This window comes from Anaerotaenia torta (assembly GCF_050433395.1).
Taxonomy (GTDB): domain Bacteria; phylum Bacillota; class Clostridia; order Lachnospirales; family Lachnospiraceae; genus Mobilitalea; species Mobilitalea torta.
Genome location: NZ_JBNPXH010000011.1, coordinates 177,627 through 192,868 on the forward strand (window position 1 = coordinate 177,627; position 15,242 = coordinate 192,868).

Genomic DNA, 15,242 nt, shown 5'->3' on the forward strand with positions numbered 1-15,242 from the left:
AGGAAGAGATGAAAATGATATTTAAAAGTCAGGATAAGGATATGTGTAACGGTCCTATATTCGGTAAAATGGTTCTTTTTGCTTTGCCCATCATGGCGATGAACATTCTTCAGCTGATGTTTAATGCGGCAGATATGGTTGTGGTCGGAAGGTTTTCCGGTAAGGAGGCTCTGGCAGCAGTTGGTGCGACAGGTTCTATCATCAACCTGATTGTGAACTCATTCATGGGGCTGTCGGTGGGAACCAGTGTTATTGTAGCTCAGGACTACGGCGCCGGGCGGTCAGATGCCGTCAGCAAGTCGGTACATACTTCGATTGTCATAAGTATCATTGGCGGTATTCTTGTAATGGTGCTGGGTCTTCTTTTATGCAACCCTTTATTAATTATGGTAGGGACTCCGATGGATATCATTGATTTATCCGCTGTGTATATGAGGATTTATTTCCTGGGTCTTCCTGCCAGTATGATATACAACTTTGGTGCCGCGGTATTGCGTGCTGTCGGTGACAGCCGCCGGCCTATGTACATTTTATTAGGGGCCGGAATTGTCAATGTAATATTAAATCTGTTTTTTGTTATTGTGTTGCATATGAGTGTGGCTGGCGTGGCTTGGTCAACGATAATTTCTCAGTATATGTCTATGGTTTTAGTTCTTTTATGTCTGATCCATAATAGGGAGGCATCCATTTGCCTGATACTCAAGGATTTGCGCCTTGATGGAAGAAAACTGAAGCAGCTTATCCGGATTGGTCTGCCTGCCGGATTACAGGGACTGCTGTTCTCTATTTCCAATGTGGTGGTTCAATCAGCCGTTAATTCCTTTGGTTCTTCTATGGTGGCAGCCAGTTCTGCAGCGGGAAATATAGAGGGCTTTGTCGCCACTTCCATGAATGCCTATTATAATGCGGCAATAACCTTTACAGGGCAGAATATGGGAGCAAAGAAATTCGACAGGATCGACAAGATAGCAAAGATTTCTGCGATATTGGTTATTGTGACTTGGATTGTTGTGGGGGGACTGACTATGTTATTTAGCAGACCTTTATTACACATGTTCACCTCAGATCCGGAGGTAATCAGCATTGGCGTGACCAGAATTAATGTCTTGATGATAGCATACTTTACCTGCGGCATGATGAATGTATTTCCGGGCTTGACCCGCGGTATGGGCTTTTCCGTATTGCCGATGATCTGTACCCTGGTTGGAGCCTGTGTTCTGCGTATCGTATGGCTGGCTACTTTTTTCGTATGGTTCCCCACTACCATTATGCTTTTTGTCTGCTATCCCATCACCTGGGCGCTGGCGGGGATCGGCCAGGTGGGCAGCTTCTTCTATGCAAGGAAGAAGGTCCGGCAGCGGGCTGAATAGACACAGAAAAAGAAGGGTATCGCTCCATCATTCTGTTTTGATGATTTTGCGACACCCTTGTAATTGTTCTACAGCGGATAACGGGAAACGACTTATAAATTCCATATCCATGTATTTGTTGCTGCTCCAATCGGTCCGACCATAGATTGCTGTAATTTAAGAGCGGCCCAACCTTCTTTAATCTCTTCGTCCAACCGATACGCGACCTTATAGAACACATGATAGGAACCGTCATTCTGATTTAGTTCGTGGATATAGGGACAATAGTCTAATCTAATAGATCGGAGTGGGTTCTTTTTATGTAAGTGGATAGCGTGTATTTTAATGCAATAAAGATGATATCGGGTTTTCCCTGCCTGCAATAATATCATTATTTATTGCTCTGGTTATATCAGCCCTTGTAACAATAGAGTAAACCTTGGTTCCGTACCTTTCTTCTATTCTTTGTGCTCCAGTTTGTACTTCACCCTCTTTTACGGACATAAAATCTGCAATTACGATGACGGCTGCAATTTTTATATCCGCTAATTTCTTAAGTCTTTCTACCCTTTCTATTAAGCTGCTTCCCGAAAAAATCAAGTCATCAACAATAACCACTTTTTCATTATCCGTCAATGTATGACCGCATATTATTCTATTTCTGCTGTCTGGAACCAGCCTATCATAACAATAATTAACGGAGACGCCATATTTTTCAAACAATGCAATACTTGCAGCAGATGAGAATGCTATTCCATGGTAAGCCAACCCCATCAGAGTATCAAACTCTATGGCGTTTTCCCTGATAACATCCGCAAAAAAACCTCCGATTTTAGATATCTGGGCATTTGTCTCGAACTTCTCTGTATTAATGTTAAACTTCATCTCATCATTTGAACCAGCATACTCTGCATCAATTTTTAGCATGCCGTTATTAACTATAAACTGTATAAAGCGTTCTTTATTTGTCAAAGCATTCATCTTATATCCAAACAATTCATCGATAGTTACGCCAAAATAATTCGCTATTACGGGTATGGTTGAAATATCCGGCTGTGCTGCACCATTTTCCCATTTGCTTATTGCTTGGTATGAAATATGCAGAATATCAGATAATTCTTCCTGTGTAATACCCTTAAGCTTTCTAAGGATTTTTATCTTGTCTCCGATAGAAACCATTTAGTAACCTCCTATGCTTTTTTGTAAAGAGCTCTTTTACAATTTTATTATAGCATTCTTCGGTTACACTGCAATAACAGGTAGGTTTAGTTTTTCTCAACTGACAGTTGAATTGCAACACCTTTGCATTGGAATGATGTTCAATCAGTTCTATGCAAAGGTGTTGCAATAGTTCCTTATTCCGGAATTATAATCTCTCCATTTTCAATAGAATAATCATACCTGCTTGCCGTATAGGAAACCACACTTCTGCTAGTGATATCAAAAAATTCATAATATTTCATATCTGTGTTGGTTTTGCACACAAACAAAATTGTATGCTCATCCGCCCATATTGCCTCCTCAATCTTAACAGCCATATTCAATTTATTCTCGATATTCCTCATTTCTCCGTAGCCTTCCGTACTATAACCGAATTCCAGAGGCTTATCCGTAAGAATTACATTTGCTCTGCCATCTGACGAGAAAATCTTATATACAGCAGAATTCCACTTGAGCCGGTCATCCGTCATCTGCTGAACAATGGGGACCAGGCCTTCCCATATCTCGTCCTTGGGGTCATAGAGAAGAATTCTGGCATCTTGCTCACTCTCTGGCTTCCAGCTTGCGTGGTTGCTCAGATAGACCGCTTTTTCATCCGTTATCATATAACTGTATATGAATTCAGCAATACCCTTATCACTGCCAGCAAAATTATCACGGGAATTATCTGTAATTACCTTATAATAATTCTCCCCGCCTACAACATAGATGATATCCGTAATAATCGGATCTCCTTCTGTGGTATTTTGTACCACACGAAGCATGGAGGTGACGTTATTACTTACATCCTCCAAGAACATTTTTATTTTATCGGCATTTATAATCTCATTATAGGTTACTACGACAGCGCCGTCCTGTATTGCCTGTTCCTTGCTGTAATTCTTATCAAGCTCCTGAAGCTTCTTAAAACCATAGGGAGTATCGGCTGTTATCTTCGATTCACCCAGTTTAAACTCGGCAAAATACTTTTTATCTCCGATCTGCTTTAAGATGCGATAGGTACCGTCCGTAAAGGAATAATCTACAAAAGAAAGGCTGACATACTCTGTATTGGTGTCCTTTGGTGAAAGAATGTATCCTATGGCATTCCAGGCGGTATTCTCCGGGAAAGGCAGCTGATACCAGGTACCATCAATCAATTTCTCAACCGAATATTCCGCACCATATACGAATTCCTCATCGGTATTGTTCCGTATATAACCTATGATCTGTTCCATATCCTTTCCATAGACCGGATATTGAGTGGTAAAGGTTATATCTTCGGAAACATCAATATCCGCTTCCTGCACGTCGGAAGGAATTAATGGCTTTTCCTTCGTACCGCAGGCTTCCAGAGAAAAGAGTATAACAAAAAATCCAAATATAAATAATAATTTTTTCATAGTACATACCCTCCATCCGCTTTAGCAGTCAAATAGTTACATGATGCCGTTCATGGCATATCAAACAACCGGAATGCTTTTCTGCACACTTTATATTGATTGTTTGACCTCGTATCTTATTCCTTACTTATTAGACGAAGTATAGATCAATAGGGTTTCCAAATCAGCATATAACTAAACCCCGGATATAATCAGATTTTCAGCGGATAACGGTGGCAATTATCTGTGGTATGATTTAGATTATGCAACACGAAATACAACACGAAAACAAAAGACCCTAGTAAACACTAGGGTCTGATTAAGCGGATAACGGGAATCGAACCCGCATCTCAAGCTTGGGAAGCTCGCATTCTACCACTGAACCATATCCGCATAGTTCTATTTTAGCCAAGAACTCGAAAATGTCAATACGCAGTTTTCAATTTTAGATTAATTTTTCATAAGTTGGAAATAATATAACTGCAATGAATGCCTGAAACCAGGGGTTACCCTCTTTGGAATGCTCGCAATTTGTGAATTGGGAGAAAAACCAGCAGAGCGCCCCTGCATATATTTGGCTGTAAAATAATTAAAACAGGCAGATCTATGAGGTATAAATAAAATATTATCGGAGAAGACTATATTTTGAGGTGATGATAGTGAAAAAGAACAAATTTACCGAGTTTTTAAAAGGAAAAGGTTATTACATGTTATTATTTGTCGGCGTTGTTGCCATTGCAGCAGTAGCCGTAATTGGATCCCAGTTATCTGCTAATCAGGAGCAAAGAGATAACGAATTTGTAGATCTCAATGAAATGGATAATAACATAGCAGCTGAGGACGAGAATATGGAATTGGCTGATAATAACCCGATATCGGAGGGGATTGTTAATAGCGAAGGCGATACCTCTTCCGAGGTAGCTTCCAATGATGAAGCCGCAAATATTGCTGCGGAGAATGTTCCAGGCCAGGATGTAGCCGACAATTCAAACATGATTGAGTATGAGGGGTATGATGAAGATAATGTACCGGACGCCTCACTGGCTCAGGCAGGCGGAGAAAGCAGCACTGCTTCGGCTGGGGAGTCGATGGAGACCAGCACCGCTACCGCTCAGAATGAGCCGCCCAAAGCAGCGAAAAGTCTGTCTTTCGACGTTGACAGAGGGCTCATGTGGCCGGTTCAGGGAAATATAATCATGGATTATAGCATGGATCATACCATCTATTATGCGACCCTGATGCGGTACCAGTGTAATCCGGCCCTCATCATTGATGCAGAGGTGGGAACAGAGGTTAAGGCGGCGGCGGCCGGCAAGGTAACAGCTGTTGATCTGAATAATGAAGAAACAGGCGTCACCGTTACCATGGATATCGGCGATGGCTACAGCGTTGTATACGGACAATTGGCACAGGATATGTCTCTGGAGGTTGGCGATCTGGTGGAGGAAGGTGAAGTCATCGGCACCATTAATGCGCCTACAAAATATTACTCCGTAGAAGGCAGCAATCTGTATTTTATGGTTAAGGAAAACGACCAGACAATAAATCCTATGCTGCTTCTTCGGTAAAAGGAAGCTGAAATATGATTGTAAAAGACAAGTGAAGGGGCTTAAAGTATAAAAATTTAAGCCCCTCACTTGTCTTTTCGTGTGAGATACAGGATTGTGCGCCCTGCGGTTATTGATACAGATAGCCCTTAGCCAGAAGAGCCCTTTCGATGCGGTTCAGGGTTTCCTCGGAATCCGCGATCACCGTATGCTGATGTATGCCGTCCGCCAGATCCTTCAGCGGTACAATTTTTTTCTCTCGTACCTTGTTTACAAAATCATAGACATCCTGGCGGTTGCGGATGGTTAATGCCGTGGCAATATCCCCGTAGATCTCATGGTTCACAATGACATCCAGAATCTTGCCGCCATTATCGACGAAGGTACATAGCTCATCCTCGATCTGTTCTGTGGTGTGGCGCACCCGGAAGATACGCTTTGCCCGTGCTTCCTCGGAAAGATAGATTAAATAGCCCTTCGTGGTAGAAAGGATATTGACACCGGTAGCCCGGAGCAGGGTGATATCTTGAACAATTACCTGCCGGCTTACTCCAAGGAGGCGGGACAGTTCTCCGCCGGAGATGGGGGCTGTCTGCTTATTCAGTATCTTTACAAGCTGCTCTCTGCGTTCTGTTCCTTCCATGCGGACTCCTTTCTCAAATTTTCACATAAATTGAAATATTGATAAATGACTTTGCATTTTGATCATATTCCTATATAATGAGAAGTATATGTTGCGGGCAACATATACAGATTATTTCACCATAGAAATATTATATACTGACAAGGACAAAAGGGCAACGTTTTATATTTCCTTCCAATGGATGGAGCGGGCGAAGAGAGAGGTGTGATACGGGATGTTCCGTTTATGGGCAAAGGTATTTCGGGAAAATAGAATGATTAAAGATATGGTGGTCTGCAACGAGGATCCAAAGCTGCGCAGAACACAGAAGATATTTGCAGCATTGGATGAGATATGCAGCGTATATGATTTATCCAAGCCAATCTGGCTGAAGCCTACGATTGAAGATTTTAAAAAGCATGATAAGACCCGGTTTACAAAGGATAATTTCATTGACCAGATTGATTTTGATTATTTGGAAATTCATGTGATAGAAGAGGATTAAAGCCGGAGTTTCTGAGAGCAGGAACCGGGCTGCGAAGGTTTCTGCAAAGCAGAGGATGGAAGCCGCCCGTGCGGCACGGAGGATGGAATGAAACGAAAGTATATCCTGTATGGGATTGCCTCCCTTTCTGTTATTCTAATTCTTATCCTGATTATTGCCTTTTTGGTGTTTTCGGGTGAAGAGAATGAGAATTTGTTTAAACAGGAGAGAACGGAAGATATCTTAGCCGGCAAGAATGAGGAACCCCCCCTCTTATTTTCGGGAGAAAACCCTGCAAAGGAAGTGGTGGAGAGCGCTTCTTTCTGGGGTGATGGTGACGGTGAAAAAGGACAGCAGGAAGAAGCACCGGAAAATCAAACGCCGAATCCGCAAGGAAATGCGAATGCGGAGGGAAATGCGAATGCAGAGAATGAGAGCTTGGATAATGAAAGTGCGGATGACAGCGGGAGCATGGAGAACAGAGGCCCAGAGGAAGAGCGGCAGGAGGCAGATATGGAGACATGGGAATTGGACGTTCAAAAGGCATTTTACTATGAAGAGATATCTCCGGAGATCAAGCAACGGATTACCGGCAAATCCTACGGCGAAAACGGTGGGATACCTTATGAAGAGCTTCGGTATGTCACCGTGCTTTATTGGGGCTTTGATAACCAGCCTCATACCGGGGAGATGATTGTAAATCAAGTCATCGCAGAGGATGTGACGGAGATCTTCAAGGAGCTGTATGAAGCAAAATATCCCATCGAGCAGATGGTATTGGTGGATGAATACGATGCGGATGATAACGCTTCCATGGCGGCCAATAATTCATCGGCCTTTAATTATCGGGTTATCGAGGGAACCAACCGGATTTCCCTTCACGGTTACGGTCTGGCAATCGATATCAATCCCCTGTACAATCCTTATATCCATGAAGTGGACGGTAAACGGGTTGTTACACCGGCAGAGGGGGCGATGTATGAGGACCGGATCCTGGACTGCCCCTACTATATCAGGGAAGGGGATATCTGCTATCAGGCCTTTATGAAACGAGGCTTTACCTGGGGCGGGGAATGGAAGAACAAGAAGGATTATCAGCATTTTCAGAAGGTAATTGAAGAATAGAGGTGCACATGATATAATAAGGCGTAGTGAGGAATTAATAAAATGGCAGGGAGCAGGATATGAGGCTGGTGTTAATGGCAGATCACGATAAGTCGATGTATGAGGATGTGGAGCGGGCGTTGCTTGACAGCTATAAAATCTCCCCTCTTTTACCCGACGCTGATTTGGAGCAGGAGCTGTCAGAAAGGAAGATAGACCTGCTTCTTTTGACCGTATCCGAGGAACATAACGGCTGGCTTTCCTGGTATGAACAGAGGAAGGAACTGCTGGACACGGCCGATTTTCCCGTTGTCTTTCTGGCCGGCTGCGGCTGTGAATGGATTGAAGAAAAAGTATTGGCAGCCGGAGCCCGGGATCTCATTCTCCGGCCGGCCTCGGCGGCCATGCTGCGAAATAAGATCGAGGATGTTCTGGAGCTGCATAACCTTCGGAAGAACAGCAGGTATGTGGAGAAATACCAGGATGCCATCGCTTTCAGCTTTGCAGAGCTGGTGGATTACAGGGATGGGACCACCGGAGATCATTTGAAGAATTCCACCCGGTATTTTCATATTCTGCTGGAGGAAGCCATTGCCCGGGGATATTATAAGGAGCTTCTTAAACCGGAAGATATCCGGGATCTGCTTCGTTCCGCTGCCCTGCATGATATCGGTAAGATTGGCATCAACGATGATATTCTCCGCAAGGCCTCTCCGCTGGATCATGATGAATATGCCTATATGAAGACCCATACCACCCTTGGGATGCAGGCCTTTGAGAAAATGATCCGTGAGACCGGCGGCACCCGGTGGATGTATCTGGCAAGGGATATCGCCTATTGCCATCATGAGTACTGGGACGGTACCGGGTATCCTAACGGGCTGAAGGGAGAGGAGATTCCCGTCTATGCCAGAATTATGACGGTTGCGGATGTGTATGATGCCCTGACCTCCTGGCGTTCCTATAAGGAGGCTTATCCTCATGAGCAGGCGGTGCAGATTATGCTTCAGGAAAGCGGTCATGTATTCGATCCGAAGCTGGTGGAACTCTTCCTGTCTGTGCAGGAGCGTTTCAGGGAGGCGTTGCTTAGGAAGGAATGACACTTCCGGGAAAAATGACAATTCCGATGAATAGAAAGGGGACAGCCTATGTCCTATACGGCATTATATAGAAAGTTCCGCCCGGATCATTTTTCTGACGTCAAAGGGCAGGAACATATTGTTACTACTTTAAAAAATCAGATCATGGCAGGAAGAATCGGGCATGCCTACCTGTTCTGCGGTACCAGGGGTACCGGTAAGACCACCGTGGCCAGGCTGCTTGCCAAAGTCGTGAACTGTGAGCATCCCGTCGACGGCAATCCCTGTAACGAATGTCGGATGTGTAAGGGAATTTCGGCCCAGACCTCAATGAATGTCATCGAGATCGATGCGGCTTCCAATAACGGTGTGGATAATGTCCGGGAGATTGTGGAGGAGGTCAGGTATTCTCCAACGGAGGGGAAATATAAGGTATATATTATTGATGAGGTCCATATGCTTTCGGCTGGAGCCTTTAACGCCCTGTTGAAGACCATTGAAGAGCCTCCCTCCTATGTTATCTTTATTTTGGCAACCACCGAGGTTCATAAAATTCCGGTGACCATCCTATCCAGGTGTCAAAGGTATGATTTTAAAAGAATAACCATAGATATTATAGTGGACCTTCTGGCTGAGCTTATGAGAGAAGAGAATATTGAGGCAGAGGAAAAGGCCCTGCGTTATGTAGCGCGAATGGCGGACGGCTCCATGCGGGATGCCTTAAGCCTGCTTGACCAGTGCATCTCTTTTTACCTTGGCAAGAAGCTCACCTATGATAATGTGCTGGAAGTGCTTGGGGCAGTAGATACCTCGGTCTTTGGCAGGATGCTGGACAGTATCCGGAAGCAGGAGGTGTCCTCCTGCATCAAGCTGCTGGAAGAGATTGAAAGCAGCGGCAGGGAGCTGGGCCAGTTTACCGTGGATTTCATCTGGTATCTGCGGAATCTGCTGCTGATCAAGACCACAGAGGATATTTCGGATATGGTGATTGAGATTTCCTCGGAGAACCTGGAGCTGCTGCAGCAGGAAGCGAGAACGATAGAAGAAGGCACCCTCATAAGATATATCCGTGTCTTCTCGGAGCTGTCCAACCAGATCCGTTATGCCTCCAGGAAGCGGGTATTGATTGAAATTGCATTGATTAAGCTGTGTAAACCGGAGATGGAGGTCAATCTGGATTCTCTCATAAGCCGGATCAAAATATTGGAAGAGAAGCTGAAGAACGGTATACCGGCAGGAGCCGTACAGGAAGTATCCCATGTCCGAACCGGTGCCGAAGAAGCCCCCCCGCCCCCGAAGCAGCCGGAGGTTCTTCCGGAAGCATTGCCGGAGGACATAAAACAGGCGGCAGCGAACTGGAAGAGTATCATTAATCAGGTTGCCAGAAAGGCGCCTGCCCTTGCAACTGTTCTCCAGGGAGCAACCCTCAGTGTGGATGGAGGAAAGGGCTTGCAGATCGTAGTCACAGAGGTTCTGGATAAGGAAATGATCGACCGGGAGACCCATCTGCAGCTGATTAAAGAGACTCTGGAGCAGTCGGTTCATAAACAAATAGCGGTGAGTGTGCGGTATCTGGACCGGAATAAGGAGAGAATGGAAGAGGTGCCGGATCTGTCGCGGCTGATCAATATGCCGATTGAATACGAGTAAGAACAACTACAGCTCATTTATATTGCAGATATCGATTACAGGGATATGTATTTCGTTGCTGTAATACGAGTAATCCAGCTGGTAACAGGCGTAAAGCCGATTATAAATAAACCATGAAAACAGGAAAAAGGACACCGGTGTATGTGTCCGGGAAAGGAGTATACAATGGCAAAAAGAGGAGGATTTCCGGGCGGAGGCGTTCCGGGAAATATGGGCAATCTGATGAAGCAGGCTCAAAGAATGCAGAAGCAGATGGAGGAAAAGACCAAGGAACTGGAAGAAAAGGAGTGGGAAGCCAGTGCAGGCGGCGGTGCCGTAACCGTGAAGGTCTCCGGCAAGAAGGAGATTGTTTCCGTGAAGCTGAGTAAGGAAGTGGTTGATCCCGACGATATTGAGATGCTGGAGGATCTGATCGTAGCAGCAGCGAATGAGGCGCTTCGTGAGATGGAGGAGGAATCCTCTGCCGTTATGGGGCAGGTTACAGGCGGACTTGGCGGACTTGGAGGCTTTCCCTTCTAGTAATATAAATGGCAGCAGTGAATAATAGTACTGCTGCCATTTATCTCATTTACCAAACAGATCGGCCTTTCTATTAGAAGCATAGCCTACAGCCTGAGCAATCGGCAATAATCACGCTCGGTTTCGATAACACATTCTGCGATTAACTGTGAAAAAGGATCGATATTATCCTGCATTCTTGATAAGGCCAAAGCATTAATATAATCATTTCTCAAAACCGGAGGGATAGAAACAACACCGTATCCGGTGTTTACAAGAATCAAATTCATTAATAACCTTGCAGTACGGCCATTCCCATCTACAAAGGGATGGATATCAACGAACCGCCTATGAGCCATTGCTGCCAGCTCAATGGGATGCAGGGTTCTCTTTGAGGCTTGAAGCAGATCAGTAAGATGCTTCATTAACCGAGGTACTTCTTCCGGTGATGGCGGTATATATTCGGTTCCGGAAATGTAGATCTGAATTGTCCGGTATTGGCCGGCAAGATCGGCATCCACCTTCTGATAAAAGAGCTTATGCAGTTTTTTGATCACTTCTTCTGTAACAGTCATATCCTGTTGCCGCGCCAGTTCAAGCATGAAATTATAGGCGTCCCCGTGTCCCATGGCTTCATAACAATCCCGGATGGGTTTTCCGCCCACGGTAATGCCATCCTCCAGAAGTATCTTTGTTTCGGAAAGAGTCAGTGTATTCCCCTCTATTAGGTTTATTATATGATTTTTTATACATAAAAATCAAGTACATAAAATGAAGTGCTGCGTCTTGTGATAATTACATTATCATGGAAAGTTATAACCATCACGATAAACTATAAATTCATAAAACGCTTGAAAACAGGCGCTTGATAAGGTATGATAGAGCAAGACAAAAGGAGCGAAAACCAATGGATTATTACAGCAGGCAAATCAGTAAATTAATAGAGGAACTGTCCAGGCTCCCGGGTGTGGGAAGCAAGACGGCCCAGCGGCTGGCCTTTCATATCATTAATATGCCCGAGGAGCAGGTTGCCGGTCTGGCCGGCTCCATTATGGAAGCAAAGCAGAATATCCGCTATTGTGCGGAATGCCTGACCTTGACCGATAGAGAGATCTGCCCCATCTGTTCCTCTCCGGGGCGCAACAAACGCCAGATCATGGTGGTAGAGAATCCAAGGGATCTGGCCGCCTACGAAAAAACAGGCAAATACGAGGGCGTTTATCATGTGCTCCACGGCGCGATCTCTCCCATGCTGGGAATCGGCCCTGCCGATATCAAGCTGAAGGAGCTGATGCTGCGTCTCCAGGGGGATGTGGATGAGGTGATCATCGCCACGAATTCCAGTCTGGAGGGCGAGGCGACCGCCATGTATCTAAGTAAGCTCATCAAACCGGCAGGGATCAAGGTGAGCCGCATTGCCAGCGGAATACCGGTGGGCGGCGATCTGGAATATATTGATGAGGTGACGCTGCTCCGGGCATTTGAAGGAAGAGTGGAGTTATAAATGTAAGAAGGGGTTGTGTCAGACAACCCCTTCAAGCTTTTTGATTACATATTTTAAGTCTATTATCTTTCCCTTGTGCTCATCAGTCTGATGTTACTCGTTCTTTGGAAGCCTGCATTAATCTCTGATCAATCCCTGTCATCCTCCGTATAGGCGCTGACCTCAATGCGCACCAGCGCACGGCGCAGCAAGAGCAGGGAGCTTTGGGTCTCCAGATCGGCCTCTCTGTCTTCGATCTCCTGAAGGGATCGTTCAATCTGCTCTTTATCACGCGCGGCCCGGGCGGCATCGATTTCCTCCGGCCGCTGGGCAATGCTGGTCAGAAGCGTGACGGTGTCATTGGCCACGGTGGCGATACCGCCAAAGACAGCCATCCATTCCTCCGGCCCGTCGCCCTGAGGAATGATACGCAGGATACCGTCCCCCAGCACCATGGAGGCGGTCTCATGTCCGGGCAGGATGCCCGTATCACCGTCAATACAGCGAAAGATGATCATACTGGCGCGGCGTTTGAACTTAATCCCGCGGGGAGTGATGATTTGCAAATGAATTCCTTTATTGACCATGACTTCACCTCCCTGATTTGCTGAATCGGGCGACTACTTCATCGATGGTTCCGGCATTCAGGAACAGGCCTTCGGGAATGTCATCGTGCTTCCCGTCGATAATTTCCTTGAAGCCGCGGACAGTTTCCATGACCGGGACATATCTTCCGGGGATGGAGGTGTATTTTTCCGCCACAAAAAAGGGCTGGGAGAGGAAGCGCTGAATCTTTCTGGCCCTGTTGACAATGAGCCTGTCACTTTCCGACAGCTCATCCACGCCTAAGATCGCCACGATATCCTGCAGGTCCTTATAGCGCTGCAGAAGGCCCTGTACAGCCTGGGCCACCCCGTAGTGCTCGGCTCCGACGATGCTTTGATCCAGGATTCGCGAGGTGGACTCCAGGGGATCGATCGCCGGATAGATTCCCTGCTCCACAATGGAGCGGGAGAGCACCGTCACGGCATCCAGATGGGCAAAGGTAGTGGCGGTGGCAGGGTCTGTAAAGTCATCCGCCGGAACATAGATGGCTTGGACAGAAGTAATGGAGCCTGTCTTGGTGGAGGTAATGCGCTCCTGCAGGCTTCCGATTTCATTGGCCAGGGTGGGCTGATAGCCTACGGCGCTGGGCACCCGCCCCAGAAGCGCTGAGATCTCCGAACCGGCCTGGACAAAACGGAAAATATTGTCGATAAACAGAAGCACGTCCTGCTGGGCTTCATCCCGAAAATATTCGGCCATGGTCAGCCCTGTGAGGCCGACGCGCATTCTGACACCGGGCGGTTCGTTCATCTGTCCGAACACCAGGGCAGCCTTATCGATAACCCCTGATTTAATCATGTCATAATAGAGGTCATTGCCCTCTCTGGTGCGCTCGCCTACCCCGACAAATACCGAGTATCCGCCGTGCTCCATGGCAATGCTGTTAATCAGCTCCATAATGAGTACGGTCTTGCCAACGCCGGCTCCGCCGAACAGACCGATCTTACCCCCCTTGGGATAGGGGCAGAGAAGATCAATGGCTTTGATTCCGGTCTCCAGCATCTCGGGAACCGCAATCTGCTCCGCCAGACTGGGCGGGTCATGGTGGATGGGCCAGAATACCGAAGCTTCGGGGTCCGGCTTGTTGTCGATGGCCTTTCCCAGAACGTTGAGCATACGTCCAAGGACGCCTTTGCCCACGGGAACCGTGATGGGCGAACCGGTGTCAACGGCGGTCATGCCCCGTCTCAGACCATCCGTGGGGCTCATGGAGATGCAGCGGACCATGTTGTCGCTCAGGTGCTGCATAACCTCCAGCACCACGGCTTCCCCGCCATTTTGCACCTCAATCGCGTTATATAATGCAGGTAATTCATTTTCAAACCGGATATCGAGAACCGAGCCGGTTATCTGCTCAATCCTGCCTTCACTCTTCATCATATCTCACCTTCATTCCAGTATGTTGGCACCGCCGATGATTTCGTTCAGCTCCTGGGTAATGGCAGCCTGACGCTTGCGGTTGTACATACGTTTGAGATTATCTATCACTTCTGTTGCATTTTTGCCGGCGGCATCCATGTTGATCATCCGTGCGGCATATTCGCAGGCCACCGATTCCGCGGCCGCCGCAAAGAAGCAGGTATGCATATATAAGGGAACCAGATGATCGATAAAGGTACAAACATCGGGCTCGTAGATCATTTTATCTCCCGCCGGCGCCCTGTCCGTCTCAATGGGCAGGGGCAGCACCCTTTGAAGCAGGGGCAGATGGCTTAAGGTTGATTCAAAATGGGTATAAGCCAGATAGACCTCATCCGCCTCGTGAGAGAGATAGAGGGAGCAGATAAGATTCGCCATCCGGCCGGATGCCTCGTAAATCTCCATATCGTGAATATCGGTAATCCGATGGAGGATGTGCTTGCCATGCCTGCGGAAAAATTCAAGGCCCTTGGCTCCGACCACAATAATCCTCTCATCCCTGCTCTGGTTCATGTGCTTCAGCGCGCATTCCGCAACATTGTTGTTATAGCTGCCGCACAGGCCCTTGTTGCTGGTGATCACCACATATACGGTTTTTTTGACCTTCCGCGGGGTAACAAACACATGGTCGCAGGCTTCCTCCAGATGCTTCAGCTCCGCAACCTTCTGCTGCATTTCATTGTATAAGGGGCGGATGCCGTCCAGGCGCAGTCTGGCCTTGTGCAGCTTGGTGGCGGCAACCATGTCCATGGCGCGGATAATCTGCCGGGTGGTGCCCACATTGGATATTCTTTGTTTAATGTCCTTCATCGAAGACAT

15 protein-coding genes and 1 tRNA gene are annotated in these 15,242 nt (G+C 46.8%); 8 read left to right on the top strand and 8 right to left on the bottom strand.

Going from position 1 to position 15,242, the window contains the following annotated elements:
- The first annotated feature begins 14 nt into the window (after positions 1–14).
- The gene (locus tag HNQ56_RS17730) at positions 15–1,370 is read left to right on the top strand and encodes an MATE family efflux transporter (protein ID WP_429148966.1); all 1,356 of its coding nucleotides are present in this window, start codon (positions 15–17) and stop codon (positions 1,368–1,370) included.
- Positions 1,371–1,691: 321 nt separating this feature from the next.
- Here HNQ56_RS17730 and HNQ56_RS17735 read toward each other — a convergent pair whose 3' ends face one another.
- The 3 genes from HNQ56_RS17735 to HNQ56_RS17745 all read right to left on the bottom strand — a co-directional run bounded on the left by HNQ56_RS17735 (position 1,692) and on the right by HNQ56_RS17745 (position 4,324).
- Positions 1,692–2,528, bottom strand: coding sequence for a helix-turn-helix domain-containing protein (locus HNQ56_RS17735; protein WP_429148968.1), 837 nt, complete (start codon positions 2,526–2,528; stop codon positions 1,692–1,694).
- Positions 2,529–2,704: 176 nt separating this feature from the next.
- Complete coding sequence (locus HNQ56_RS17740; protein ID WP_429148969.1) at positions 2,705–3,952, bottom strand: immunoglobulin-like domain-containing protein; 1,248 nt, start codon at positions 3,950–3,952, stop codon at positions 2,705–2,707.
- A gap of 301 nt (positions 3,953–4,253) precedes the next feature.
- A tRNA-Gly gene (locus tag HNQ56_RS17745) sits at positions 4,254–4,324 on the bottom strand.
- A gap of 266 nt (positions 4,325–4,590) precedes the next feature.
- On the opposite strand from HNQ56_RS17745, the gene HNQ56_RS17750 reads away from it, so the two are divergent.
- Positions 4,591–5,499: a peptidoglycan DD-metalloendopeptidase family protein gene (locus tag HNQ56_RS17750; RefSeq protein WP_429148971.1), complete on the top strand. Its 909-nt coding sequence runs from the start codon at positions 4,591–4,593 to the stop codon at positions 5,497–5,499.
- 109 nt (positions 5,500–5,608) lie between these two features.
- Here HNQ56_RS17750 and HNQ56_RS17755 read toward each other — a convergent pair whose 3' ends face one another.
- Positions 5,609–6,121 (bottom strand): transcription repressor NadR, encoded by a 513-nt coding sequence (locus HNQ56_RS17755; RefSeq protein ID WP_429148973.1) that lies wholly within the window; start codon positions 6,119–6,121, stop codon positions 5,609–5,611.
- A gap of 214 nt (positions 6,122–6,335) precedes the next feature.
- On the opposite strand from HNQ56_RS17755, the gene HNQ56_RS17760 reads away from it, so the two are divergent.
- The 5 genes from HNQ56_RS17760 (at position 6,336) to HNQ56_RS17780 (ending at position 10,936) form a co-directional block, all read left to right on the top strand.
- Positions 6,336–6,605 (top strand): hypothetical protein, encoded by a 270-nt coding sequence (locus HNQ56_RS17760; RefSeq protein ID WP_429148975.1) that lies wholly within the window; start codon positions 6,336–6,338, stop codon positions 6,603–6,605.
- An 87-nt stretch (positions 6,606–6,692) separates the two neighbouring features.
- The gene (locus HNQ56_RS17765; RefSeq protein WP_429148977.1) at positions 6,693–7,709 is read left to right on the top strand and encodes a M15 family metallopeptidase; all 1,017 of its coding nucleotides are present in this window, start codon (positions 6,693–6,695) and stop codon (positions 7,707–7,709) included.
- A gap of 59 nt (positions 7,710–7,768) precedes the next feature.
- Positions 7,769–8,788 carry an HD domain-containing protein gene (locus HNQ56_RS17770; protein WP_429148979.1) on the top strand — a complete coding sequence of 340 codons (1,020 nt, stop codon included), beginning with the start codon at positions 7,769–7,771 and terminating at the stop codon, positions 8,786–8,788.
- Positions 8,789–8,836: 48 nt separating this feature from the next.
- Positions 8,837–10,417 (top strand): DNA polymerase III subunit gamma/tau, encoded by a 1,581-nt coding sequence (gene dnaX, locus HNQ56_RS17775; protein ID WP_429148981.1) that lies wholly within the window; start codon positions 8,837–8,839, stop codon positions 10,415–10,417.
- Positions 10,418–10,582: 165 nt separating this feature from the next.
- A complete protein-coding gene (locus tag HNQ56_RS17780) occupies positions 10,583–10,936 on the top strand; it encodes a YbaB/EbfC family nucleoid-associated protein (RefSeq protein WP_429148983.1) in 354 nt (117 codons plus the stop codon).
- Positions 10,937–11,022: 86 nt separating this feature from the next.
- Here HNQ56_RS17780 and HNQ56_RS17785 read toward each other — a convergent pair whose 3' ends face one another.
- On the bottom strand, positions 11,023–11,580 hold the full coding sequence (locus HNQ56_RS17785) for a Fic family protein (RefSeq protein WP_429148985.1): 558 nt from the start codon (positions 11,578–11,580) through the stop codon (positions 11,023–11,025).
- Between the two features lie 242 nt (positions 11,581–11,822).
- On the opposite strand from HNQ56_RS17785, the gene recR reads away from it, so the two are divergent.
- Positions 11,823–12,419 carry a recombination mediator RecR gene (recR, locus tag HNQ56_RS17790; protein ID WP_429148987.1) on the top strand — a complete coding sequence of 199 codons (597 nt, stop codon included), beginning with the start codon at positions 11,823–11,825 and terminating at the stop codon, positions 12,417–12,419.
- Between the two features lie 128 nt (positions 12,420–12,547).
- Here recR and atpC read toward each other — a convergent pair whose 3' ends face one another.
- The 3 genes from atpC to atpG are packed head-to-tail and all read right to left on the bottom strand — an operon-like array spanning position 12,548 to position 15,242.
- Entirely contained in the window at positions 12,548–12,985 is a 438-nt protein-coding gene (gene atpC / locus HNQ56_RS17795) for an ATP synthase F1 subunit epsilon (RefSeq protein ID WP_429148989.1), read from the bottom strand.
- A 4-nt stretch (positions 12,986–12,989) separates the two neighbouring features.
- A complete protein-coding gene (atpD, locus tag HNQ56_RS17800) occupies positions 12,990–14,384 on the bottom strand; it encodes a F0F1 ATP synthase subunit beta (RefSeq protein ID WP_429148991.1) in 1,395 nt (464 codons plus the stop codon).
- Between the two features lie 9 nt (positions 14,385–14,393).
- Positions 14,394–15,242 (bottom strand): ATP synthase F1 subunit gamma, encoded by an 849-nt coding sequence (gene atpG / locus HNQ56_RS17805; protein ID WP_429148993.1) that lies wholly within the window; start codon positions 15,240–15,242, stop codon positions 14,394–14,396.